The organism is Acinetobacter sp. YH12132, assembly GCF_013418645.1.
In the GTDB taxonomy this organism is placed as follows: Bacteria; Pseudomonadota; Gammaproteobacteria; order Pseudomonadales; family Moraxellaceae; genus Acinetobacter; species Acinetobacter indicus.
In genome coordinates, this window is sequence record NZ_VPBR01000011.1 from 1 (window position 1) to 24966 (window position 24966).

Sequence of the window (24966 nt, forward strand, 5' to 3'; positions counted from 1 at the left end):
TTCAAATGGCGATTCAGCGTTTAATTGGTTTTGGGAAAAAAGAAGAGTTTAAGGAAATTTTGGCAATTTTAAGAAAGCAGAATCCTGATAGGATAAGGGTTCTGTGAAATTTGTCGTGTACAGAGAAAAATTACGTAAGACAAGCGAAGCGCGTAGTTTCAAATGTCTCAAAGGAGTCTGAAGAGGCTCCTTTTTTATACTCGATACTGCTCCGCCACGCCGCAAGACGAGAAGCTGTGCTTCGAGTAAAAAGAAAGCGCTGCTTTAAGTTTTACGCAAGACAAGGACGAAGTCCGCGTAGGCTTTCATGCAAAAAGAATCTCCATTTTTTGGGGATTTTTTTATGCACGGTTGTAAAAATTACGTAAGACAAGCGAAGCGCGTAGGCTTAAATTTGAAAGGCTCCAGAAATGGAGCTTTTCTTTTACTCTATCCAAACCCAAGATCAACCACTGCACATAGGGTTTTATCTCGGAAGATGCTTTTAGCCTTTAATCCAAAAAAATTTCATCGATAAAAAATGAATTCCTCTTCATTCACCCATTTCAGGCTTGGCACAGAAAAAGTAGATGAACTCTGTTGTTTTCCAGCCGCAAGCTCCCTGTTTATAGTGAGCTTAAGGTGATTGGTTTTTATTGAATTGACAGGTATATCTGGACAACTATAAAGTTTTACTTCACCAAAATCAGGGGTTTATAATTTAGATTAAAATTAACCTATTTAACCGCTTGGTATTGTAACTGGCCGATACATTTGTTCATAAAACTCAACATTAGACTACAATAAGCTTAAAGATTTCCGCGCATCATCTTCCTATAATAACAATCAAGGAGATGGAAGCATCTCTTATAATAGATATAAATATCCCCGATTTCGATCTCAGATTTCCCCCAAAATCTGGGATTTTTTTTATCCATTTTTTGCGTAATCCATAAAAAAAGCCTGAAATTATTTCAGGCTGTTTCTGGTATTCAAACTTAGCGTTCTTGAACTTTCTGTTCAATTTCTTCCATGCTGGTATGACGCACATCCAGACCTTTGACCATATAAATCACTTGCTCGGAAATATTACGCGCATGGTCACCAATCCGCTCTAGGGAACGCAGTACCCACATTACATTGATGACACGGGAAATATGACGCGGATCTTCAATCATATAGGTCATTAAGGTCCGGGTGGCCGACTGGTATTCACGGTCGATATCGGCATCGGCCAGCAGTACACGTAAAGCCTGATCGACATCTAAACGAGCAAAAGCATCCAGCGCATCATGAATCATGACTCGCACCTGGTTACCAATATGGCGGGTTTCCATATAACCGCGCGGCGAACCACCTTCCTCACACAAGCTTTGTGCAATTCGGGCAATTTTGGCCGCTTCATCACCAATACGTTCCAGGTCGGTATTGGCCTTGCTCATGGCAATCACCATGCGCAGGTCAATTGCAGCGGGATGACGGCGTGCCAGAATCAGGGTTAATGCTTCATCAATTTCAGTTTCCAGACGGTTCACTGCATTGTCCTGAAATTGCACCTCTATTGCCATCGCGGCATCTGTGTCCAGCAATGCATGAATCGCATTGGCCACCTGCTGCTCTACCAAGCCACCCATGGTCATGAATTTTGTATTGACATCCTGTAGATCTTCATTAAATTGAGAGGAAATATGGTGATTTAACACAGGATTATTTGGACTCAAGAGATGTACTCCAATGCAATAATAACGGACTTATTTGATCATTGATTATTAAATCACATTAAACATTAAGCTTTTATGACAATTTAAACAAGTGCCCGATTGCATCATTTTATTTTATTGAAATTTAAGGTTTTTCTATTAACCACAAGTTCATCTCGGCCAGATCTTTTTCACTGAGTTGCCCCACCGATGCCCGGAGGCGCAGCACATTAATCAGATAATCATATTTGGCATTCAAATAGTCCTGCTTGGCCGAAAAAGCATTACGCTGGGCCAGCAGGACATCGACCATGGTTTTTAGGCCTTCATGATATTGGGCACGGGAGGCGCGCGATACCAGTTCTGCCGATTGCATGGCCGCCTGTCGTGCCTGTAACTTGGATTGATCGGTTTCCACCTGCAAATAGGCACTTTTTACATCGGTATTGGCTTTACGGATGGCCGCATCCAGCTCGGCTTCGGCTTTATCGACATTCACCGCTGCTTTCTGGATATTGCGCTGGGTACGGCCGCCGGTAAACACATTCCAGTTCATTTCAATGCCGACCTGATCAAACTGGCCATCCTGAGAAATCAGGCTTTGTGGCGTCTGCTTGTTATAGCCATAAGTGCCGACCGCTTCAATTTGCGGATAACGCGCGGCCTGCTCGACCCGTTTCTGGTCTTCAGCATAACGCTGCTGCAAGCGGGCCTGCAAAATGGATAGGTTCTGACTTTGCGCCAACTCGGTCCATGCCTCTAAACTGGCCGGATAAGGTTTTTGGAACTGAAAGTCATCTCGCAGTACCGCCAGATTTTCACGATATGGCCCGATCAGCTGTGCCAGTTGTTCCTGTGCCAGCACCAGCTGAACATGGGTAGCAATCCGGTTGGCCTTGGCATTTTGATATTGCGCCTCGGCTTCGCTGACATCACTGCGCGCGACCAGTCCCTCGCGCAGCTTGGCATTCATCATGTTCAGCTGTTCCAGCAGCGCCTGCTCTTCCTGTAAATAGGCGGTGGTTAAAGACTGCTGACGTAGCACATTAAAGTAGGCCTCGGCCACATTTAAGATATGCTCCTGCTTTTGCAGTCTTAAGGTGACTTCACTGAGACTGAGTGAGGTTTTGACCTGTTTTAGGCCTTCCCAGGCATCCCAGCGGAATAAAGGCTGGCGTGCAGTGACACTCACCTGACGGGTGGTGGTTGCTGAAGGCGACAGGCTTTCAGAGCTGACTGGAAAACCTGGAATTGTCGCAGCATTGGCGTCCTGACTGCGCCGGGTGATATTGCCAGACACAGTCACGGTCGGCAGCAAATTGCCTTTGGCAATGCCTAAATTCAGTTGATCGGCTTCATATTGCAACAGATTGGCCTGCCAGTTCGGGTCGGTGGCTTTGGCACGCTCATAGGCCTCGACCAGATCCAAGGCTTGCGTCCAAGGGCTAAACAACAGCAGGCCCAATATACATATTTTTTTCTTCATTTTATTCGTTTAACTCATCTCGCCAAAATGGCCATGTCTCAGTCAAGCATTGACTCAATTTGCTCCATAGTAGCGATTTATCGCATTTTTTTCGTATGTTTTTGATTATTTTTTTATATTTTACCGCTTTAACCCGAGCAGCAAGCTGTCCAGTTGAGTTGAGCCAGGAGCGCACTCACAGCCATGTAACCAAACTTCAGCACAACGCTACAATTCGCCGGCCCGAAGCTGGTTACAATAGCGCCATACATTCCGCACTTGTTGTTTTTTGCTGCTTTTTTTAATTGGGTTATCGTGAAGCTTATTTCTCCCCGCTGGCGTACTTTACTGCTCAGTTTATGTTCTGCAATGGTTTTGACCGCGTGTCAAAGGCCAGAACCCCCTGTGGTCATTGAACAGAAGCCGAAGCAGGCTGTGGCTGAACAGGCGGTCGATTTAAAGTCGATCTGCCGCGGTATTGAACAGGAAATGCGCGAGATTAACCAGCAGCGCACCACCTTTGCCCTGGAACAGATTAACCAGGATTTAAAAGTCTGTTTGCCACTAATGGATTTCCCCGACCAGCAGCATCTGCTGGAACTGTCTGCCCAGATGTACCAGAATTTTCTGAAAGTCGAACGTACCGCCCAGCAGCAGACCGCTTTTGATCAGTATGCCTTTGATCTGGCCCAGCATCCCACCATTCAGCAAAGCCATTTCGAACAGTTTGCCTTACGCGACCAGTATCTGCTGAAACACAAAGGTCAGGCCTATGTCGACCTGTATGATGCCGGTGAAGGGCAACTGGTCTATCGGCGTAATCCGCAGTACCTGGCTCGTATTTTTGCGCCTTATCTGCCCGATGCCGAACGGATTTTTATTGAAAATCTGGCCGAACAGAATATGCAGCGTCCGATTCGTGATGGCGGCCTGACCATTGATGCCCAGGAAGTGGTGCGTCGCGCCCTGTTCTGGGAAGATTATGTCAAAAACTATCCTGACAGCAGTTATATCCGCGATGCGCGTTATCTGGATCAGGTCTATCGTATGTTCCTGTTTAAAGGCACCTTAAATACCCCGGTTTCAGACAGCTATGAAGCAGAATATGCGATTCAGCCCAGTGTCTGGTATGAAATTGAAAAGCTGGCCAAGCTGGAGCAGTCACGACTGGCAGATCAGGCGCGTAAATTCCGCAGCTTTGTACAGATGTCGCCACAGGAACGGCGTAACCGTATTCCAGTCAGCCTGACCGCACAGGAACAAAACAATGAACGTGCCAACACCCTGGCGCTAAAGCAGCTGTCCCATTATCTGGATTTACCGCTAAACGGCTTAAGTCCGACCCGTGACTGTTTTAGCGATGCGGTCTGTATGCCTTATCAGAATAACTAAGCCACCACCAATTTGGCAGTTTTATCACTGGCCTTTTTAAGCCAACCTGTTAAGATTTAAGCAGCTTGACGGAGCGCGAGTAAATCCTCGCTGAGATTGTGTAATTGTCTAACCGTATAGATGATTAAGCACAAGTACCGTTGAACCTGATCAGGTTAACACCTGCGTAGGAATCAAGCGCAACTAAACCTTAAGTTTCGATTTATTATTCAGGATAAATCCGTTTCGTTTTGGTCGTGCTTGATTCGTTGATGCTCTTCATAAGGATCATGATATGAACCAATTAACGAATCTTTCTTCCGAGGCTATTTCTGCTCAACACGAGCAAGATGCCAAAGACCTCACCCGTATTTTACCCGCTTCGAGCAAAGTCTATATCCAGGGCTCACGTGAGGATATCCGTGTCCCGATGCGCCAGATTGAACTGACCGAGACCCCAACCAGTTTAGGCGGTGAACACAATCCGCCGGTAATGGTCTATGACACCTCTGGCGTTTACACCGACCCGGAAGTCAATATTGATCTGAACCAGGGTTTACCGAATGTGCGTGAACGCTGGATTGAAGAGCGTAACGATACAGAAATTCTGGATCAGCTCAGTTCTAAATTCGGTCAGGAACGCCTGCGTGACATCCGCACTGCCGACATCCGTTTTGCCCATATCCAGAAACCGCGCCGGGCCAAACGCGGGCATAACGTGACCCAAATGCACTATGCCAAACAGGGCATTATTACTCCGGAAATGGAATACATCGCCATCCGTGAAAACCTGCGCCAGCAGCAAGGCGTCGATATGCGCCAGCATCCGGGACAAAACTTTGGCGCACAAAATCTGCGTGAAATTACCCCGGAATTTGTACGTCAGGAAGTCGCTGCCGGCCGCGCCATTATTCCCGCCAACATTAACCACCCTGAAATTGAGCCGATGATTATTGGCCGTAATTTCCTGGTGAAAATTAATGCCAATATTGGTAACTCGGCACTGGGTTCCGACATTGCCGAAGAAGTGGCGAAAATGACCTGGGCCACCCGCTGGGGCGCCGATACCATCATGGACCTATCGACCGGGAAAAATATTCATGAAACCCGTGAATGGATTATCCGTAACTCACCCGTGCCAATTGGTACCGTGCCAATTTATCAGGCGCTGGAAAAAGTCAACGGTGTAGCAGAAGACCTGACCTGGGAAATCTTTAAAGACACCCTGATTGAACAGGCCGAACAAGGTGTGGACTACTTCACCATTCATGCTGGGGTACTGCTGCGTTATGTACCGCTGACCGCCAACCGCCTCACCGGTATTGTGTCACGTGGTGGTTCAATCATGGCACAGTGGTGTCTGGCGCATCATGAAGAAAACTTCCTGTATACCCACTTCGATGAAATCTGCGAAATCATGAAAGCCTATGACGTTTCCTTCAGTCTGGGCGATGGCCTGCGTCCGGGCTGTATTCAGGATGCCAATGATGAAGCACAATTCAGCGAACTTCGCACCTTGGGCGAGTTAACGCATCGCGCCTGGGAACATGATGTACAGGTAATGATTGAAGGCCCGGGCCATGTGCCTATGCATATGATCAAGGAAAATATGGACCTGCAACTGGAAGTCTGCAAAGAGGCACCGTTCTATACCCTTGGTCCGCTAACCACCGATATTGCACCGGGCTATGACCATATTACCTCGGCCATTGGGGCCGCTATGATTGGCTGGTATGGCACGGCCATGCTGTGCTACGTGACGCCAAAAGAGCATTTAGGTCTGCCGAACAAGAAAGATGTTAAAGACGGTATTATCACCTACAAGATTGCTGCACATGCCGCCGATCTGGCCAAAGGCCATCCGGGTGCGCAGGCGCGTGACAATGCCCTGTCCAAAGCCCGCTTTGAATTCCGCTGGGAAGATCAGTTTAACCTGAGTCTGGACCCGGATACGGCGCGCAGTATGCATGATGAAACCTTGCCGAAAGAAGCACACAAATCGGCGCACTTCTGTTCGATGTGTGGACCGAAATTCTGCTCCATGAAAATCACCCAAAATGTGAGAGATTATGCGCAAAATCAGAATCTTGCTAAAGAAGCCATGCAAAGCGACACAGAGGTTGCGGAAGGTCTCAAAGCCATGAAGGAGACCTATCAGCAGACTGGTCAAAAATTGTACCACGACGTCTAAACTATCGAAAAAGAGTTTGTGTTCCATTTAATCTCAGTTAGGATGAAAACTGATGTTCTTCATCCGTATGATGTTTTATGGAAATACTTAAACAGGCGACCTATGGTCGAAATGAACTGCGCATTCAACAGCGTGAATTCTTGTTTCGTGGCTTTATTCAGGTTGAAAAAGTCAGTCTGAGCCATCGCCTGTTTAATCAAAACCACTATACACCGGTCATTCATCGGGAGTTGATTCAACGCCCGGAGGCAGCCGGTGTATTGTTATATGATGAAAAAAAACATAAATTTGCATTAATAGAACAATTTCGTATTGGGGCAATGGATGATCAGGATTCTCCCTGGCAACTCGAAGTCATTGCGGGCGTACTCGATGGTGATGAATCACCGGAAAGCTGCATTCGCCGTGAAACCCTAGAAGAATCAGGCTGCGAAGTTGAAGAACTGCAGCATCTGTTTACCTTCTATCCTTCTGCAGGAGCTTGTGCGGAAATCTTTCATTTATATAGTGCGAAAGTAAATTTGCCTGAACAAGGCGGTGTGTTTGGTCTTAGTGAGGAAGGCGAAAATATTCAATTGCATATTTTTGAGTATGAGCACTTACCGATCTTATTGGCCAATGGTCGGCTCAGGAATGCGCCGCTGATCATCGCCCTGCAATGGTTACAACAACAAATCAAACCATAAGGAATGTCTAAGGGGTCAGGCATGACTTTTATAAGCAAAAATACACAAAGCTGGACCATCGTCCAGATTTCAGACACACATTTAATGGATCAGGAAGACCTTAAATTTGTGCAGATGAATCCGGAACACAGCTTTCATGGCATCATGCGTGATATTCAGCAACGTTATCCTGAGCTGGATGCCATTGTTCATACCGGGGATCTGGCACAGGTGCCAGTGCCGGCGACCTATGCGCGCTATCTGGCATTTATGCACCGCCTGAATATTCCGTTTTATCAGATTCCGGGCAATCATGATGAGGTGGAGTATTTTCCGTTTCACCAGCAGCAAAACCGGGTACATGCCATTCATTTGGGTCGCTGGACCATCATGCTGCTGAACAGTGCGGTCAAGAATCAGATTGATGGCCGGATTGAACCCTCCCAGCTCGCGCAACTGGACCAGCTGTTAACCGAACATGCCGGCCAGCATGTGATTCTGGCCTGTCATCATCATCCTTTTGCCATGCAGTCGCATTGGGTCGATCAGCATAAACTGAAAAATACCGCCGATCTGACTGAAGTGATGGTCAAGCACCAGAATATTAAAGCGGTTTTATTTGGCCACGTGCATCAGGATTCACTGAACATCTGGAACAATATTCCTTTTTATTCAACGCCTTCGACTTCAGTGCAGTTTAAACCACACAGTGATGATTTTGCCCTGGGACAGGAAGCACCGGGCTATCGGGTCTTGCATTTAAAGGACAATGGCGAGTTCGACACACAGGTGCATCGTGTTGAAAATTTGGTCGGTCAAATAAATAATGAAATTTCAGGTTATTAACTTTTCATTTTAATCTTTTTGCTTTAAGTTATGGCTGCGAAGGAAAACGTGATACGACGAAATCCAAACATCAAAGACTATCAATATACATAAAAAGTCTATATGATGACGACCCCCGAAGGGATAATCTTCTCCTTGGGAGTGGATAAAAACACTTGCATATCACCATATTTTTTGCGTATAGATAATACGTATATGATGAGGAATGCCCTACATGGCGAATGACAACCAAAATCAAGTCTTGGACGAACAAACAGATGTTGTAGAGGAAAAATCTACAAAGCGCGTGCGTAAGACAAAGCCAAAGGCGTCAGAAGGTGGTTCTACTGCTAGCTTATTTGGTATTGAGCCTTATCAGCCGAAAAAAAATGAAGAATATATGTCTGAGGGCCAGCTTGAGCACTTCCGTCAGATTCTCTTGGCCTGGAAAGCCGAGCTGATGTCTGAAGTTGATCGTACGCTAAACACAATGCAAGATGAAAATACTGCATTGCCTGACGTAAACGACCGCGCCACTCAGGAAGAAGAGTTTGCTATCGAGTTACGTACCCGTGACCGTGAACGCAAACTGATCCGTAAAATTGAACAATCCATTGAAGCCATTAAAAACGATGACTACGGTTTCTGTGAAACCTGCGGAATCGAAATTGGTTTACGCCGTTTAGAAGCGCGTCCAACTGCGACTTTGTGTATTGACTGCAAAACTTTGGCAGAAATCAAAGAGAAGCAAAATAACGGTTAAGCATGTCTATTCGTAATCCCTCCCTGCCCCTCCCTTTGATAAAGGGAGGGAAAGCTGAAGAGAATTACGTGGGCCGGTTTGCGCCATCGCCAACCGGCCCTTTGCATTTTGGTTCCCTCATTACCGCGGTGGCCAGTTATTGCGATGCCAAGGCCCAGCATGGGCACTGGCTGGTCCGTATTGAAGACACTGACATTCCCCGTATTTATCCCGGCAGTGAAGCGCATATCCTGCGTTCTCTAGATGCCTTTCAGTTCGAGCCGGATGGCGAGATTCTGTTTCAAAAAGACCGTTTGGCCATTTACGAAGACGTTCTTGAGCAACTCGCCGAGCAAGGCTGGGTCTATGCCTGTCAGTGCACGCGTAAAATGCTCGGTTCCAATCATATTTATGCTGGCACCTGTCGCAATCTGCAACTCCCCTTTGCACAGCAGGCCATCCGCCTGAAAGTGACCGATACAGACATCTGCTTTGAAGACCGCTTGCAGGGCCGGCATTGCTCCAACCTGCAACAAGATCTGGGGGATTTTGTCTTAAAACGCCGTGACGGGATTATTAACTATCAGCTGGCCGTGGTGGTCGATGACTATCTGCAAGGCATTACCGATGTCGTCCGCGGCGCAGACCTCTTGGACAATACCGAACGACAGATCTGGCTTGGGCGGGTGCTGGGCTATCCGGAACTGCGCTATCTGCATTTGCCGCTGGCCATGAATGATCAGGGGCAAAAACTCTCCAAGCAGAACCTGGCCCAGCCGCTGGATTTAAATCAGGCTCCTCTGCTATTACAAAAGGCGCTCACGGCTTTGCACCAACCCCCGGTAGTTTTAGACACCCCGGCACGTATGCTGCAGCAAGCCATTGCCCAGTGGTCAATTGACGCCATTCCACATACAACTCAGCTACAGGGCAGCTACGCATAACTACACAATTTGCGCTAATCTAGAAAAAAATAACTGCAAGATGGGATTACTATGTTTTTTATTTTCGGGATTGGTCCAAAAACCAAAGTGCTGGAGAAAAACCAGTTTGTCTGTCCGGTCTGTCGCACCCGCACCAGCTATGAACTGAAGCAGCAGCGCAATTATTTTTCCTTATTTTTTATTCCTTTAATTCCGCTATCCAAAGCCAAAGGCAGCTTTGTCAAATGTCTGAACTGTAAAACGGAAATGCCAAGCACAGTGTTGCACCATGCTCAGCCAGATCCATTTCAGCAGAGCAATCTAGAAGCTTGATTCCTCACGGCTTGGATTGGTCTGCTGGGTAGTACTTTCAATTTTCAGAATCAGACTGACCATCACCGCACACATAATTAGCGATGAACCACCATAACTGATAAATGGCAGGGTCAGCCCTTTAGTCGGCAACATGCCCATATTCATGCCGGCATTCACCAGAATCTGTAACAGGAAGATGATGCTGATGCCATAGGCCAGATAACCAGCACGTAAATACTGATGTCGCAAGGCACGATGACCAATGCGAATACAGCAGACCAGCATGGTGAAAGACAGGCTCAGCACCACCAGGATACCAAAAAAGCCAAATTCTTCGCCTAAAACGGCCAGCATAAAGTCGGTATGCGCTTCCGGCAGATAGGACATTTTCTGGATACTATGCCCCAACCCCACCCCGGCCCATTCACCCCGGCCAAAAGCCATTAAGGCATTTGACAGCTGATAACCGGCCCCGAGCGGATCATTCCACGGGTTAGAGAAAGACATTAAACGTTCAAAACGGTAGGGCTCAAACACCACCAGGAAGGTAAACGCACCCAGCATCGCACCCAAGGCAATCCCGAACTGAATCAGTGGTGCACCGGCCAGGAAGAACACCCCGAGCATGGTCAACGCAATCACCACAGTCGCACCCAAATCCGGTTCTGCCATAATCAGGCCCACAGTCGCCGCCATAATCACTGCCAGCCGTACCAGACCTTTAATATTATTACGCACTTCTTCGGCACGACGTACCACGTAGTCGGCGGTAAAAATCGCCATCATCACCTTGGCCACTTCTGAAGCCTGCAAGGTAAACCCGGCCACCCGAATCCAGCGTTTGGAACCATTGACTTCGGTACCGACCACCAGTACCGCAATCAGCAAGGCAATGGTAATAATCCATAAAAAGAAGGTGTTATTGAACCAGAGGTTTAAGGGAACTTTATACACGGTATAGGCGGCAATTAGCGCTACCGCAATTGAAATACCATGCCGCAGTACATAATGGAAGGCATTTTCATGCATACGCTCGGCATAGGGCATTGAGGCAGACGCCACCATAATCGAGCCGATACAGAGCAAGGCCAATACGCTAAAAATGAGCACATTGCGCACATTCACTTCGGCCGGTAATCGCGGTAACCAGCGCTCATAGACCTGATTGATTTTATTGATCGTTGTCTGAGCAAAGCCAGCCATATCCCAAATCCTTATTATTCTTGACCAAGTTCGTTGACATAAGCCACGAACTGACGACCACGTTCCGGATAGCCCGAGAACATATCAAAACTTGCACATGCAGGTGACAATAACACGACATCCTGCGGCTGGGTATGCTGCTGGCACAGTGTGACCGCCTGTTGCAGACTGTCGGCATGGAGCAGCGTGGTAGTGCCCTGTACCGCCGCTTCAATGAGTGCGGCATCTTCACCAATCAACACTGCCAGTTTGGCATATTGACTGAGCGCCTGACGCAGTGCCTTAAAGTCCTGGCCTTTGCCCTGCCCGCCTAAAATAATGGCCACCTGACCACCATACGGCTGAATTGCTGCACCCAAGCCTTCCAGTGCCGCTAGGGTGGCACCAATATTGGTGCCTTTGGAGTCGTTATAATAACGCACGCCTGCGACCTCTTTGACGAATTCACAGCGATGCTCCAGACCTTTAAAGCTTTTTAAGGTGTTCAGCATGCTGTCCATCGGCAGGCCAATCGCTTCACCCAGCGCCAGACAGGCCAAGGCATTGGCAATATTATGCGTACCCTGAATATACATGTCGCTGCTTTTCAGCAGACGTTCACGGCCACGCGCCAGCCAAATGGTGCCATCTGTTTCTTTTAAAATACCAAACTGGTTGATATCTGGGGCATTCAGACCAAAGCTCTGCATAGGGGTGGTATCTGGCACCAGTGGACGGGTCAGTGCATCATCACGGTTATACACCACCTGTTTCACACCCTGGAAAATACGGTGTTTGGCGGTGTGATAACCGAGCATGTCACCATGACGGTCCAGATGGTCTTCACTCATGTTCAGCACCACCGCCACTTCAGCATTCAGGTTTGAAGTGGTTTCTAACTGAAAGCTGGAAAGTTCCAAAATATACAGCTCCGGATCATCTTTGGTTAAATCCAGCGCTGGACGGCCCAGATTGCCCCCAACCGCGACCTTCTTACCAGCATCGGCAGCCATCAGGCCAATTAGTGTGGTTACGGTACTTTTGGCATTGGAACCGGTAATGGCCACAATTGGCTTGTCAGTGGCACGGCGTAAAATCTGGATTTCACTGACCACCGGAATGCCCTGCGCCATTGCCGTCTGAATTTCTGGCAGTTTTGGATCCAGTCCCGGACTGATGATAATTTCTTCAGCAGACAACAGCAGTTCCTGGTCAAACTGGCCAAAACTGGTCTGAACCTCGGCCGGAATCTGGTCATAGCCGGGGGGTGTCGCTCGAGAGTCTGTTACGGCAACGCGGTAGCCCTGATCATGCAAGAAGTTGACTGCTGCAACACCTGAAATGCCAAGACCTGCCACAACTTTTAATCCACCGCGTTGTATTAACATTTGAGCTCCATCAATGATTTGGATTTTAAACTGCGGAAATGTTAGCACTTTGGGGTTTTGAATGCTTTTTCTGTTTGCAGTTTCTGGAAAAAATTTTGTGTCAGTGCGTAAAAAAGCCGTCATAGAGATGACGGCTTTTTTGATGCTCAAGGGCTTACTTCCACTTGACCCCTTGTACTTCAGTTTTCTTGCTGGCCTGCTCCGACACCGGACAATCACAGCCACCACCACAACCGGCAGCCATTTTCGGTCTGAACCATTTGCCCAGCGTGTGCCAGCCTTTTGCCGTACAGGCATCCGACAACTTCAGAAAGACTGAATTTGAAGTCTTCGGGAATACCTTTTTGAAGACCACCAGCGTGCTCCACATCACCAATACCGCCACAATCAATACTTCAATCATTTCAGTCTCCTTTTTTTTGTTTCGGCTTAAGCCAACAGGTTGGATGCAATCTGATAGGTCAGGAATGACATCAAATAGGCCAGACCAAACAGATACACGGTCATAAAGCCCACTGTTTTCCACGATGCCGTTTCACGGCGTACCGTGGCCAGCGTCGCCAGACAGTGTGGCGCATAAATAAACCAGACCAGTAGCGATAAACCGGTCGCCAATGACCAGCCCAAGTCACCACCGCTGCTGATGATGCTGGCCAGACCATCGGCCATGGCATCTTCGTCCCCTGACAGGGCGTAAATGGTACCCAGTGCAGCCACCACCACTTCACGGGCTGCCATTGCTGGAATCAAGGCAATACAGATCTGCCAGTTAAAGCCCAGTGGGGCAAAAATTGGCTGCATGATATGGCCCAGCATCCCGGCAAAGGTATAATCAATCGCCGGCATGGTCGCGCCTTCTGGCGGCTGCGGGAAGGTACACAGGAACCAGAGCAGAATCGACAGGGCAAAGATGATGCCACCGACCCGTTTCAGGAAGATTCGGGCGCGATCCAGCAAACCAATCCAGACGTTTTTGATGTCCGGGAAACGGTAACTTGGCAGTTCCATCAACAGCATGTGATCGGACTTGTCTTTCTGGAAAAACTTCAGCACAAAAGACACGCCTAGCGCACTTAAAATACCAGCCATATACAGCGCAAACAGCACTAGGCCCTGCAGGTTAAACAGGCCCCATACTGTTTGTTCCGGAATAAAGGCAGCAATTAACAGCGCATACACCGGTAAACGCGCGGAACAGGTCATCAGCGGTGCCACAAAAATAGTGGTTAAACGGTCACGCGGGTCGCTGATACTGCGCGTTGCCATAATCCCCGGAATCGCGCAGGCAAAGCTGGACAGTAATGGAATGAAGGCACGACCACTTAAACCGGCTTTAAACATCAGTTTATCCAGCAGGAATGCGGCACGCGGTAAATAGCCGGATTCTTCCAGCACCAGAATAAAGAAGAACAGAATCAGAATTTGCGGCAGGAACACCACCACGCCACCGGCGCCGGCAATAATCCCGTCCACCACCAGACTGTTCAGTAAAGGATGGGCAATACTGCCGCCAATCACTTCACCCAGCCAGCCAAAGAAAGTTTCAATCACGTCCATAAACGGGGCTGCCCAGGCAAAGACCGCTTGGAAAATGATAAACATCATGACCGCCAGACTGACCAGACCCAGCACCGGATGCAGGAACACCTTATCGAGGAAATCGGAACGTTTATCTTCCTGATCGACGTATTGCACCACATCATTCAGCAGGGTTTCGACCTTCTGATGGGCATCGCCTTTCAGACCGGTCAATTCGGTATGTGGCAGCGCATATTTACCCTGATCCAGCGCATTCATCAGGTTTTCAATCCCGGAACGGCGCACGGCCACGGTTTCTACCACCGGCACACCGAGGCGCTCAGACAGTTTCTGGGTGTTGATCTGCATGCCACGACGACGCGCTTCGTCCATCATGTTCAGCACCAGCAACATTGGACGACCCAGTTCAATCATTTCCAGTACCAGACCCAGATGCAGCTTCAGATTGGTGGCATCAACCACACACAGGAAAGCATCCTGCTGGCCTTCTTCTGCCAGTTTGCCCTGTACCACATCACGGGTAATGGCTTCGTCCGGGCTGGCAGCATTCAAGCTATAAGTGCCAGGTAAATCCAGCACCCGTACCGGCTTGCCTGAAGGTAAATTAAAATGACCGACTTTACGTTCGACCGTTACGCCGGCATAGTTGGCAACTTTCTGGCGTGTACCGGTTAAATGGTTGAATAATGAGGTTTTACCGCAGTTAGGATTCCCTACAAGGGCAATACGTAAGGCATCACTCATGTAGTGACTCCATCTTCAATTTCAATTTTCTCTGCTTCATTTTTGCGTAAGGCAAAACGGGTAAAACCGACCTGAATCAGAATCGGGTCTCCGCCAAAAACACCTTTGGTAATGACCTGAACGCGCGTGCCCGGCACAAACCCCAATGTTTCCAGACGGCTGGCCACCAAGTCATTGTGTGACTCGCCCCCCTCATCCTGCCGGATAATCTGGCGGATAATGGCCGTCTGCTTTACCTTTAACTCTGATAAACGCACTGTGAAATTCCTAAGCTCTTTTAAATAGTATACAAACAAATGAGAATAATTAACAAATAAGGATTGATTACGTTTCCGTTCTTATATCACATCGACAGCCCGGAAAAATTACTCTACATTGGAGAATTCCAATGATCTTGATCGAATTCTTAAATTAAAGTGATCCACATGCTCAATAAAAAGCCCCGCATTCCTGCACCTGTCACCATTCCGGAACATTTAAGCTATTTGCAGGGCTTTCGCGATCATCTGGTAGCACAAACCGTCAGTCCGCACACCCGCAATGCCTATTTGTCCGATTTAATTTTATGCAGTGCCTGCGTGCCCAGTTCGATGCTGGACTGGAACCATGATGATATTTCCGATGTCCTGATTGAATTGACCAAACAGCAAAAAAGCCCACGTTCGATTGCCCGCTGCCTATCGGCCTTAAGGGCTTTTTATAAATTTCTGCGTGAACAGAAACTGCGCGCCGACAATCCGGTCGCCGCACATAAAACCCCAAAACTGGGCCGGGCCTTGCCCAAAGATCTGTCCGAAGCCGATGTTGAAGCGCTAATTCAGGCACCGGATGTCAATACAGCGCTGGGCCTGCGTGACCGGGCCATGTTTGAAGTGCTGTATGCCTGTGGGTTACGGGTGTCTGAATTGCTGAATTTACGTCTGGAGCTGATTAACCTGAAACAGGGTTATTTGCGCATTGTCGGCAAAGGCAATAAAGAACGTCTGGTACCTTTGGGGCAGGTCGCTTGTGAATGGGTAGAACACTATCTGCAAAAGGCGCGGCCGCAGCTGTATAAAACCAGCACAGATTATTTATTTCTGACCCAGCATGGCGGCATCATGAGCCGGCAGAACTTCTGGTATGCGATTAAACGCTATGCACTACAGGCCGGGATTCAGGCCGAATTATCGCCGCATACCTTACGCCATGCCTTTGCCACGCATCTGCTCAATCATGGCGCGGACCTGCGCGTGGTGCAAATGCTGCTGGGGCATAGCGACCTGTCGACCACACAAATTTATACCCATGTCGCGCAGATTCGCATGCAGCAGCTGCACGCGACCCATCATCCTCGCGCTTAACCGCACTGCCGAAATACGACCAAGAAGTTTTCGATCGGTCATTTTTTTTTGTTATGCTAGCCTCCTTGTTTTTATATCGATAAGAAAAGGGTTAGCAATGACATTTACCCGCGCGAAAATTGTAATGGCCATGACACTTGCTGCAGGCCTGGGCCTGACGGCATGCTCGAGCAATAATGATGAGAAAAAACAAACCACGCTTACGGCCAGTGCACCGGCAACCGGGGAAGCCTCTACCCTTTCTGAACGTAATGCCCAGCAGCGTCTGGTCAAAACCCTGGAACAGCATTTTAAAACTGCTGGCATTCAGGCCAAAATCACTGAAGTTAAAACCACGGAAGTCCCGAATCTATACTGGGTCAGCCTGGAAGGCATGTCTGCGGTCTATGCCACCAGCGATGGCAAATACATTTTCCAGGGCGATGTGATCCGTTTAGGCGACAAACAGCTGCATAATGTCGGTGAGAGCCTGCAAGCCGGCACCAATAAACAGATTTTTGCCAGCCTGAAAGAGCAGGACCTGCTGATCTATAAAGCCAAGGGTGAAACCAAACACATCATTTATGTGTTTACCGATGTCAGCTGCCCATACTGCCACAAGCTGCATGAACATATGGATGAGCTGAACAGCCAAGGCATTGAAGTACGCTATATTGCCTGGCCACGTGGCGAACAGTTTATTCCAGCCATGGAAAGCGTCTGGTGTAGCCAAGACCGCCATGCGGCCTTTGATCAGGCCATTGCCGGTGCTGAACTGCCTGCCGCCAGCTGCAAAACGCCAGTACGTGAACACTATCAGCTGGGTCTGAATATCGGGGTGAACGGTACCCCGGCAATCTATAGTGCAGACGGGGTTTACCTTGGTGGTTATCTGTCGCCAAGCGAATTGCTGAAGCGTTTAAATAACTAATTTTAATGGGTTGAATTACTGTTTTTTATAGATCAAGAGAAAGTGATTTCTACGCTAGAGTCTTCAGCTTTTTTTAGCTATGATCTAAGCTCGCTTAAAATTGATTAAATATGGAGTGTGACGTGAAACCAGTTCGTCTGGCAATCCTCGGTCTTGGTACTGTGGGTGGTGGTGCCCTTAAACTATTAAAAGAAAATGCTGCTGAGATTAAACGTCGCACCGGTCGTGAAATTGAAATTACCTATGTCGGCACCCGTCGTCCGCGTCCAGACCTGAACCTGCCAGAAACGGTCAAACAAAGCTCGGACCTGCTGGATATCGTGCGTCAACCGGATGTAGATGTCGTGGTTGAAGTCATGGGTGGGATTCATCCTGCATATGAAGTCATTATGGAAGCGATGAAACACGGCAAACATATTGTCACCGCGAACAAAGCCTTGCTGGCTGAACACGGCAACGAACTGTTTAAAGCCGCTGATGATCATGCCGTTCAGATCGCCTATGAAGCTGCGGTAGCTGGTGGTATTCCAATCATCAAGGTGATCCGTGAAGGTCTGGCCGCGAACAAGATTGAATGGCTGGCAGGTATCATTAACGGTACCGGTAACTTCATCTTAAGCGAAATGCGTGAAAAAGGCCGTGCCTTTGCCGATGTGCTGAAAGAAGCGCAAGAACTGGGTTATGCCGAAGCCGATCCAACCTTCGACGTTGAAGGTATTGATGCAGCGCACAAGCTGACCATTCTGGCCTCATGTGCATTTGGTATTCCGCTGCAATTTGACAAGGTGTATACCGAAGGCATTAGCAAAATTACCGCGCAAGATGTCAAATATGCCGAAGATTTAGGTTTCCGCATCAAGCATTTAGGGATTGCACGCCGTACCGATGCCGGTATTGAATTGCGTGTGCATCCAACCCTGATTCCTGAAGAAGAACTGATTGCCAATGTGAATGGCGTGAAAAATGCGGTGCTGGTGCAGGCCAATGCAGTCGGTCCAACCCTGTATTATGGCGCCGGTGCCGGTGCAGGCCCAACCGCTTCAGCAGTGGTTGCTGACGTGGTCGATATTGTCCGTGACATCTCCTATACCGAAGACGGTGCAGGAACAATTCCGCAACTGGCCTTCGAAGCCTTAACCGACTTGCCAATTTTAAGCCGTGAACAGATGACCACGGGTTACTATATTCGCATTAATGCCGAAGACCAGACCGGTGTACTGGCCGATGTCACCACTATTTTAAGCCGTGCCGGTATCAGTATTGATGCCATCATGCAGCAATCTCGCTTAAAAGACCTTATTCCTATCGTGATTCTGACGGACCCAGTTCAGGAATCAAAAATGGATGAAGCGTTACAACAAATTCAAGCTTTGCCTGTGATTCATGGCGAAATTGTACGAATTCGTTTAGAATCGCTTGATAATTAATCGGGTCAAGGGGAATATTTCCCCTTGCCAAGCTCTACACACAATTGGAACATCATCATGTCGAATGCCAATCGTTATACTGGTTTAGTTGACCGTTATCGTGACCGTTTACCAGTGTCTGCAACTACACGTGCAATCTCTCTCGGTGAAGGGAATACCCCGCTAATCAAGCTTGAGAACATTCCACGTATTATTGGCAAGAACGTTGAAATTTATGTGAAGTATGAAGGCTTAAACCCGACAGGTTCATTTAAAGACCGTGGTATGACCATGGCCGTAACCAAAGCGGTTGAAGAAGGTTCAAAAGCCATTATCTGTGCCTCTACCGGTAACACTTCTGCAGCGGCAGCAGCCTATGCAGCGCGTGCTGGTATCAAAGCGTTTGTGCTGATTCCTGAAGGCAAAATTGCTATGGGTAAAATGGCACAGGCCATGATGTACGGTGCCATCACCATGCAGATTCGCGGTAACTTTGACGATGGTATGCGTCTGGTGAAAGAAGTGGCCGATCAGGCTCCGGTAACCATCGTAAACTCGATCAACCCGTACCGTCTGCAAGGTCAAAAGACCATTGCCTACGAAATCGTGGATGAACTCGGCCGTGCACCAGACTACCACTGCCTGCCAGTTGGTAACGCGGGCAACATCACTGCACACTGGATGGGTTATACCGAAGCTGTGGCTAACCAGCCTGCAGACCAGTTTGAACAAGTGGTGTATGATGCGGCAACGGATGCCTTTACTGGTCCAAAACCGGAAGGTTTACCAGTTATGGTCGGTTATCAAGCCTCTGGCGCTGCGCCATTCTTACGTGGTGCGCCAGTTGAAAACCCGGAAACTGTAGCCACTGCAATCCGTATTGGTAACCCGCAAAGCTGGAACCATGCCAAAGCTGTAGTTCGTGATTCACAAGGCTGGTTCGATGAACTGACCGATGCAGAAATTCTGGAAGCTCAGCGCATGCTGTCCATGTACGAAGGCGTGTTTGTTGAGCCTGCATCTGCAGCCTCCATTGGCGGCGCGATGCGTGACATTAAAGCCGGTAAAATTTCAGAAGGTTCGGTGATTGTATGTACTGTTACTGGTAACGGTCTGAAAGATCCAGACACAGCAATGAAACAGTGCCAGGATGCGGTGATGCTGTCGATTGATGCCACCATGGATCAGGTTCGTGATTCTATCCTTTCAAACATGGATCAATAATTCCGGTTTGAAACAAAAATCCCTGCTCATGCAGGGATTTTTTTATGGCTGAGGTTTTAAGTTCTGCACGATTTCGCACAGAACAGTTCAGCTTAAATCCGTTTTGGTAACTGGCTGGTCCAGGACATTAAACGGGTGGCATCGTTATTACGCGCCTGGGTATTGCTGGCCCCTAAAATAATCACCACCGCCGGACGTGAATTTAAAGTGGTGTGCATCACCAGACAACGCCCTGCTTCATTAATAAAGCCGGTTTTAGACAGGTTAATATTCCAGCCACCATTACGCACCAGCGAATTGGTATTGTTCGATTTCAGCACCCGATAACCCAGGTTAAAGTCATAGCTTGGCGTGGTCGAAAACTGGCGAATCAGGCCATATTGTGACGCGGTACTGACCAGAATACCTAAATCACGCGCCGATGATACATTGCGTGGGTCCAAACCGGTCGATTCGGTAAAGCGGGTCGAATGCATGCCCAGCTCACGCGCTTTGTTGTTCATGGCAGCCACGAATGCACTGCGTCCACCCGGATAGGTACGCGCCAGCGCTGCTGCGGCCGGGTTTTCTGATTTCATTAAGGCAAATAATAAGGCTTCAGCACGGTTCATCTTGTCGCCCACACGCAGGGTCGAACTCGAGTTCTTGCCTGCTGCACCGGCAAAATCAATCTGCTGCAAGGTAATTTGCTCAGACATATTTAAACGCGCATCCGCCGTCACTACCGCAGTCATCACTTTGGTAATTGAAGCAATCGGCAACGCGGTATTGGTATTTTTACTGTACAGCACTTCACCGGTATTGGCATCCATCACCAGTGCGGCACGTGCGTTCACAGTGGGCTGGTTGCTATAGGATGCAGTATCCAAAATCGGGCTGGTTCTACTGACCGTGCTGGCGGGCGCCGGTGTGCTGGAACTGCGTACCGTGGTGGTAATTTTGGTTGAGCCTTGTGGTGACGGTTCGACCACCTGCTCGGTCACAGAAGTCGTGGCGGTGGTCATCACATCGCCATTCAGCAGCTGGTTGGCTTCTTCAGATGACCAGCTTAGCGTTGCCTGGGCGTTACTCCCCGAGGAAGGGTTCATGACGATTTCAGCAGTACTGACTGAACTCATGCCGAGCAGAACCGATGCTCCCAGCACATGCATTAATAACTTCTTAGAATTTTTCACTATTGCTTACTCAACTCAGGGAGGTAAGATACATTTGCGTATTACCTCAAATATGCCTTACATTTACAACACAGCACGGAACCAATTTTAGCCTCCGACATTGTGCAGAATTTTTCACTTTAGGTTAAGAATAGGATGGCCAATTTTGTCAGTTGATTGCAAGCTAATTTTGCTATATGTAACAAAAAAGATGATTTTAGTGAGAGGGAGAGTCTAGGTGATCACAGTTTTAGTGGTAGATGATCATGAATTGGTTCGTACCGGCATCTGCCGTATGCTCGAAGACCACACCGATGTTCAGGTCATTGGACAAGCTGAATCTGGGGAAGAAGCCATTAATCTGGTGCGCCAGCATCATCCCAATGTGGTCCTGCTTGACGTGAACATGCCGGGCATTGGCGGGGTGGAAACCACGCGCCGTTTATTACAGACTGCCCCGGAAACCAAGGTATTGGCGGTCAGTGGTCTGGCCGAAGAACCCTATCCTTCTTTATTACTCAAAGCCGGTGCCAAAGGCTATATCACCAAAGGTGCACCTGTCTCGGAAATGGTGCGTGCCATTAAAAAAGTCATGCAGGGCGGTAAATATTTTAGTGCCGATATTGCCGAGCAACTGGCCAGTTCCTACCTGTCAGACACCCAGCAATCACCGTTCGACAGCCTGTCGGAACGTGAAATGCAGGTGGCAATGATGGTGGTGAACTGTATTAGCGCGCAGGAAATTGCTGACAAGCTGTTCGTCAGCGTGAAAACCGTAAACACCTATCGCTACCGTATTTTTGAAAAACTGAATATCGACAGTGATGTCAAACTGACCCATCTGGCCATTCGCTACGGATTAATTAAACCTTAAGCGGTTTAAGCCTCATGGATATCCGCCGTACGCAAGCTGAACTGAACCAGTACCATCTCGGGCTATGGTACGGGGCGTATCGGCTGATAATTGCCTTCTGTTTGCTGCTGATTTATTTACTCACCACTCAAACTCTCAATCATGATTATCAGCATCCACGGCTGTACGCCGCCAGTCTGGTGCTGTATTTTATTTTTAGCTGTGCCCAGCTGCTGTATTTTCGCTATGTCCGGCACAGGATTCCGCTACAACTCACGCTGATTTTCAGTGTTGATGTACTGGTGCTCAGCAGCCTGACCTTTGCGCTGGATGGACCGAGCCTGCATTTAAGCCTGCTGTTTGTGATTGCGATTTTCGCCGCGACGTTATTGCTGGAAAAAAGCAAGGCGCTGTTCATTACCCTGGTGGCAATGATTTGTGTCACCTATCAGCATTTTGTTGGCACATTACTGGATTTTTCCTCTCTGGATCGCATCGGGCAAAGTGCCCTGCTCTCGTTCCTGTTTTTTATTATTTACCGTTTTGGCCAGATTGCCGTCCGCCGTTTCCAGATTCTGGAACACCTGAACTTTTCCCAGTCACTGGAACTGAACCGGCTGAAGAATATTAACCGCTATATTCTGGAACAGACCGATATGGGTTATCTGGTGCTGGATGAAAACTGCCATATTATGGTCAGTAATCCGGCCGCCTGCCATTTGCTCGGCATCAATCCACTGTATGCTTTTGACAAATATCCGCTGTATAAAGTACAGCCCGACCTATTTCAATTATTGCAGTTTGACCAGCTCTCTAACGGCGAAAAATTCCAGTTTGAATCGCAGCTCAGTCATTTCCTGATCCAGATTCAGGTACAAAAGCTGGTGGTGCCGCAGCAGACCTTAACCTTGCTGGTGCTGCAGGATGCACGGCAAATCAACCAGCGTGTGCAGCAACTGAAACTGGCAGCACTGGGCCAGCTTTCGGCCAGTATTGCCCATGAAATCCGTAATCCGCTGGCGGCCATTGTCCAGGCCAATCGCCTGCTGGCTGGCAGCGATACCGATCAGCAGCAGATGCTGAGCCAGATGATTGACAAGCAGTCGCAGCGCATTGACAAGATCATTGATGACACCCTGAGCATGGTGAAAAATAAGGAAACCACACCGGTGCAGATTGATCTGGCGCGTTTTATTCCGCAGCTGATCCAGGATGATCTGGCCGATCTGGCCAGCCAGATTCAGGTCAGCCAGCCCGAACCTCTGCAGATTCTGTTTGATGAATCCCAGCTGCGTCAGGTGCTGATTAACCTGATCCGTAATGCCCAGCGCCACAATGCGCCGGATCATCCGATTGAACTGCAACTTTATCGCCAGCAGGACACGGTCTATATGGATGTCAAAGATTATGGCAGCGGCGTGGCTTCACATGATATTCGCTACCTGTTTCAACCATTTTTTAGTACCGAAATTAGTGGAACTGGTTTAGGATTATACTTATCACATAGTTTCTGCGAGGCCAATCGGGCCAAGTTGCGCTATGTAGAACAAAAACAAGGAGCATGTTTCAGGATTGAATGCTCACCTGTTGACGTAAATAAATAGTTTTTTGGGGAAGTTTAGTGGAACAACCACTCGTTCTCTTCGTCGATGACGAGGAAGATTTATGCACGCTCATGCAAATGACATTGGCGCGCATGGGGATTCAAACACACGTGGCACACCGGCTGGAGCAGGCACGGCAGTTGCTGTCCAGTCATCACTATGATGCTTGCATCACCGATCTGAATTTGCCTGATGGAAATGGCCTGCAACTGGTCGAGCTGATTGCCCAGCATTTTCCGCAGCTGCCGGTTGCGGTGCTGACGGCCTATGGCAATATGGAAATTGCCATTGCCGCGCTCAAAGCCGGAGCCTTTGATTTTGTCAGCAAACCGATTAACCAGAAACACCTCGAACAATTGCTGGAAAAAGCACTGAATCAGCCGCTGTTTAAAGCACATAGCCAGGAAGCGGACCAGCTGGAACAGCGGATGCTGATCGGGCAATCTCTGCCAATTCAGCAACTACGCACCACCCTGAAAAAAATTGCCCGCTCGCAGGCACCGGTGTTTATTAGCGGTGAATCAGGCACCGGGAAAGAAGTGGTGGCCAATCTGGTGCATCGCCTCAGCAACCGCAGTGACGGGCCTTTTATTGCCATTAACTGTGGCGCGATTCCGGGCGATTTGATGGAAAGCGAATTCTTCGGCCATAAAAAAGGCAGCTTTACCGGTGCAGCGCAGGACAAACAGGGTCTGATTCAATCGGCACACGGCGGTAGCCTGTTCCTGGATGAAATTGCCGAACTGCCGCTCAATATGCAGGTAAAACTGCTGCGCGCGGTGCAGGAAAAACGGATTCGTCCGGTCGGTTCCGATACGGAAATTGATGTTGATTTCCGGATTATTAGTGCCAGCCATCAGGACCTGGAAGCGTTAGTCCAGCAAGGCCGGTTCCGTCAGGATCTGTTCTTCCGGATTCATGTGATGGATATTGTGTTGCCACCGCTACGTGAGCGTGGTCAGGATATTTTATTGCTGGCCCAGCATTTTATTCAGAAAATTGCCCAGGAATGGGATATACACAGCAAAACCCTGTCAGAACGTGCCCAGCAGTTTTTGCTGGAACAGTATTATCCGGGTAATGTGCGTGAGCTACGCAATATCATTGAACGCGCCATGACCTTGAGTGATGATGATGTGATTGATCTGCCACATCTGCAGACCGCACCCTTACGCAAAATGGCACCGCTGGCCGAGCCAGAAGCTGACCCGGCAACACCGGTTACAGCTGATGCCCTGCCCGCTGCTCCGCGTAAACTGCCGGAAGAAGGACTGGAGCTGTTTCTGGAGAAAATCGAAAAAGAGATTTTGCTGAATGCACTGAATCTGACCCATTGGAACCGGACCCTGGCTGCGAAAAAACTGGGGATGTCGTTTCGTTCCCTGCGTTATCGACTAAAGAAATTCGGACTGGATACCGATGAATAAGGTGCGAACCCTGCGC

22 protein-coding genes and 1 riboswitch are annotated in these 24966 nt (G+C 48.6%); of the genes, 14 read left to right on the plus strand and 8 right to left on the minus strand.

Going from position 1 to position 24966, the window contains the following annotated elements:
* Positions 1-977: 977 nt before the first annotated feature.
* Both phoU and FTU67_RS10800 read right to left on the minus strand, forming a co-directional pair.
* Complete coding sequence (phoU, locus tag FTU67_RS10795; RefSeq protein WP_005181619.1) at positions 978-1700, minus strand: phosphate signaling complex protein PhoU; 723 nt, start codon at positions 1698-1700, stop codon at positions 978-980.
* 124 nt (positions 1701-1824) lie between these two features.
* Positions 1825-3165, minus strand: coding sequence for a TolC family outer membrane protein (locus FTU67_RS10800; RefSeq protein ID WP_168383639.1), 1341 nt, complete (start codon positions 3163-3165; stop codon positions 1825-1827).
* Positions 3166-3513: 348 nt separating this feature from the next.
* Between FTU67_RS10800 and FTU67_RS10805 the strand changes: the two genes are divergently transcribed.
* From FTU67_RS10805 to FTU67_RS10835, 7 genes are all read left to right on the plus strand, one after another.
* Positions 3514-4536: a hypothetical protein gene (locus tag FTU67_RS10805; RefSeq protein WP_042119428.1), complete on the plus strand. Its 1023-nt coding sequence runs from the start codon at positions 3514-3516 to the stop codon at positions 4534-4536.
* Positions 4537-4595: 59 nt separating this feature from the next.
* Positions 4596-4726: riboswitch (TPP riboswitch) on the plus strand.
* 84 nt (positions 4727-4810) lie between these two features.
* Positions 4811-6706, plus strand: a complete 1896-nt coding sequence (thiC, locus tag FTU67_RS10810) for a phosphomethylpyrimidine synthase ThiC (RefSeq protein WP_005181616.1) — start codon at positions 4811-4813, stop codon at positions 6704-6706.
* A gap of 77 nt (positions 6707-6783) precedes the next feature.
* Positions 6784-7392, plus strand: a complete 609-nt coding sequence (locus FTU67_RS10815; RefSeq protein WP_005181612.1) for an NUDIX domain-containing protein — start codon at positions 6784-6786, stop codon at positions 7390-7392.
* Positions 7393-7413: 21 nt separating this feature from the next.
* The gene (locus FTU67_RS10820; protein ID WP_104989208.1) at positions 7414-8217 is read left to right on the plus strand and encodes a metallophosphoesterase; all 804 of its coding nucleotides are present in this window, start codon (positions 7414-7416) and stop codon (positions 8215-8217) included.
* 214 nt (positions 8218-8431) lie between these two features.
* Positions 8432-8959, plus strand: coding sequence for an RNA polymerase-binding protein DksA (dksA, locus tag FTU67_RS10825; RefSeq protein ID WP_016659695.1), 528 nt, complete (start codon positions 8432-8434; stop codon positions 8957-8959).
* Positions 8960-8961: 2 nt separating this feature from the next.
* The gene (gene gluQRS / locus FTU67_RS10830) at positions 8962-9882 is read left to right on the plus strand and encodes a tRNA glutamyl-Q(34) synthetase GluQRS (protein ID WP_180061724.1); all 921 of its coding nucleotides are present in this window, start codon (positions 8962-8964) and stop codon (positions 9880-9882) included.
* Between the two features lie 51 nt (positions 9883-9933).
* On the plus strand, positions 9934-10194 hold the full coding sequence (locus FTU67_RS10835) for a zinc-ribbon domain-containing protein (RefSeq protein WP_005181597.1): 261 nt from the start codon (positions 9934-9936) through the stop codon (positions 10192-10194).
* Here FTU67_RS10835 and ftsW read toward each other — a convergent pair.
* The 5 genes from ftsW to FTU67_RS10860 all read right to left on the minus strand — a co-directional run bounded on the left by ftsW (position 10183) and on the right by FTU67_RS10860 (position 15286).
* On the minus strand, positions 10183-11379 hold the full coding sequence (ftsW, locus tag FTU67_RS10840) for a putative lipid II flippase FtsW (protein WP_016659697.1): 1197 nt from the start codon (positions 11377-11379) through the stop codon (positions 10183-10185). The two genes, FTU67_RS10835 and ftsW, sit on opposite strands and share 12 nt — an antisense overlap.
* 14 nt (positions 11380-11393) lie before the next feature.
* Entirely contained in the window at positions 11394-12746 is a 1353-nt protein-coding gene (gene murD / locus FTU67_RS10845) for a UDP-N-acetylmuramoyl-L-alanine--D-glutamate ligase (RefSeq protein ID WP_180061725.1), read from the minus strand.
* Positions 12747-12900: 154 nt separating this feature from the next.
* On the minus strand, positions 12901-13149 hold the full coding sequence (locus FTU67_RS10850) for a DUF6587 family protein (protein WP_016659699.1): 249 nt from the start codon (positions 13147-13149) through the stop codon (positions 12901-12903).
* 26 nt (positions 13150-13175) lie between these two features.
* On the minus strand, positions 13176-15029 hold the full coding sequence (locus tag FTU67_RS10855; RefSeq protein ID WP_180061726.1) for a ferrous iron transporter B: 1854 nt from the start codon (positions 15027-15029) through the stop codon (positions 13176-13178).
* Positions 15026-15286: a FeoA family protein gene (locus FTU67_RS10860; protein WP_005181588.1), complete on the minus strand. Its 261-nt coding sequence runs from the start codon at positions 15284-15286 to the stop codon at positions 15026-15028. Before FTU67_RS10860 ends, FTU67_RS10855 begins: the two co-directional genes overlap by 4 nt.
* Before the next feature lie 168 nt (positions 15287-15454).
* On the opposite strand from FTU67_RS10860, the gene xerD reads away from it, so the two are divergent.
* From xerD to thrC, 4 genes are all read left to right on the plus strand, one after another.
* A complete protein-coding gene (xerD, locus tag FTU67_RS10865) occupies positions 15455-16372 on the plus strand; it encodes a site-specific tyrosine recombinase XerD (RefSeq protein ID WP_180061727.1) in 918 nt (305 codons plus the stop codon).
* A gap of 97 nt (positions 16373-16469) precedes the next feature.
* Positions 16470-17282 (plus strand): DsbC family protein, encoded by an 813-nt coding sequence (locus FTU67_RS10870; RefSeq protein ID WP_005181584.1) that lies wholly within the window; start codon positions 16470-16472, stop codon positions 17280-17282.
* A 122-nt stretch (positions 17283-17404) separates the two neighbouring features.
* The gene (locus FTU67_RS10875) at positions 17405-18709 is read left to right on the plus strand and encodes a homoserine dehydrogenase (RefSeq protein ID WP_016659702.1); all 1305 of its coding nucleotides are present in this window, start codon (positions 17405-17407) and stop codon (positions 18707-18709) included.
* A gap of 57 nt (positions 18710-18766) precedes the next feature.
* Complete coding sequence (thrC, locus tag FTU67_RS10880) at positions 18767-19912, plus strand: threonine synthase (RefSeq protein ID WP_180061728.1); 1146 nt, start codon at positions 18767-18769, stop codon at positions 19910-19912.
* 92 nt (positions 19913-20004) lie between these two features.
* Here the strand turns inward: thrC and FTU67_RS10885 are convergent, their stop codons facing one another.
* Entirely contained in the window at positions 20005-21087 is a 1083-nt protein-coding gene (locus tag FTU67_RS10885; protein ID WP_127799456.1) for a serine hydrolase, read from the minus strand.
* A 217-nt stretch (positions 21088-21304) separates the two neighbouring features.
* On the opposite strand from FTU67_RS10885, the gene FTU67_RS10890 reads away from it, so the two are divergent.
* The 3 genes from FTU67_RS10890 to FTU67_RS10900 all read left to right on the plus strand — a co-directional run bounded on the left by FTU67_RS10890 (position 21305) and on the right by FTU67_RS10900 (position 24950).
* The gene (locus tag FTU67_RS10890) at positions 21305-21940 is read left to right on the plus strand and encodes a response regulator (RefSeq protein ID WP_005181577.1); all 636 of its coding nucleotides are present in this window, start codon (positions 21305-21307) and stop codon (positions 21938-21940) included.
* A gap of 14 nt (positions 21941-21954) precedes the next feature.
* Entirely contained in the window at positions 21955-23523 is a 1569-nt protein-coding gene (locus FTU67_RS10895; RefSeq protein ID WP_104489117.1) for a PAS domain-containing sensor histidine kinase, read from the plus strand.
* 71 nt (positions 23524-23594) lie between these two features.
* The gene (locus tag FTU67_RS10900) at positions 23595-24950 is read left to right on the plus strand and encodes a sigma-54 dependent transcriptional regulator (protein ID WP_171526345.1); all 1356 of its coding nucleotides are present in this window, start codon (positions 23595-23597) and stop codon (positions 24948-24950) included.
* The last annotated feature ends 16 nt before the right edge of the window (positions 24951-24966 follow it).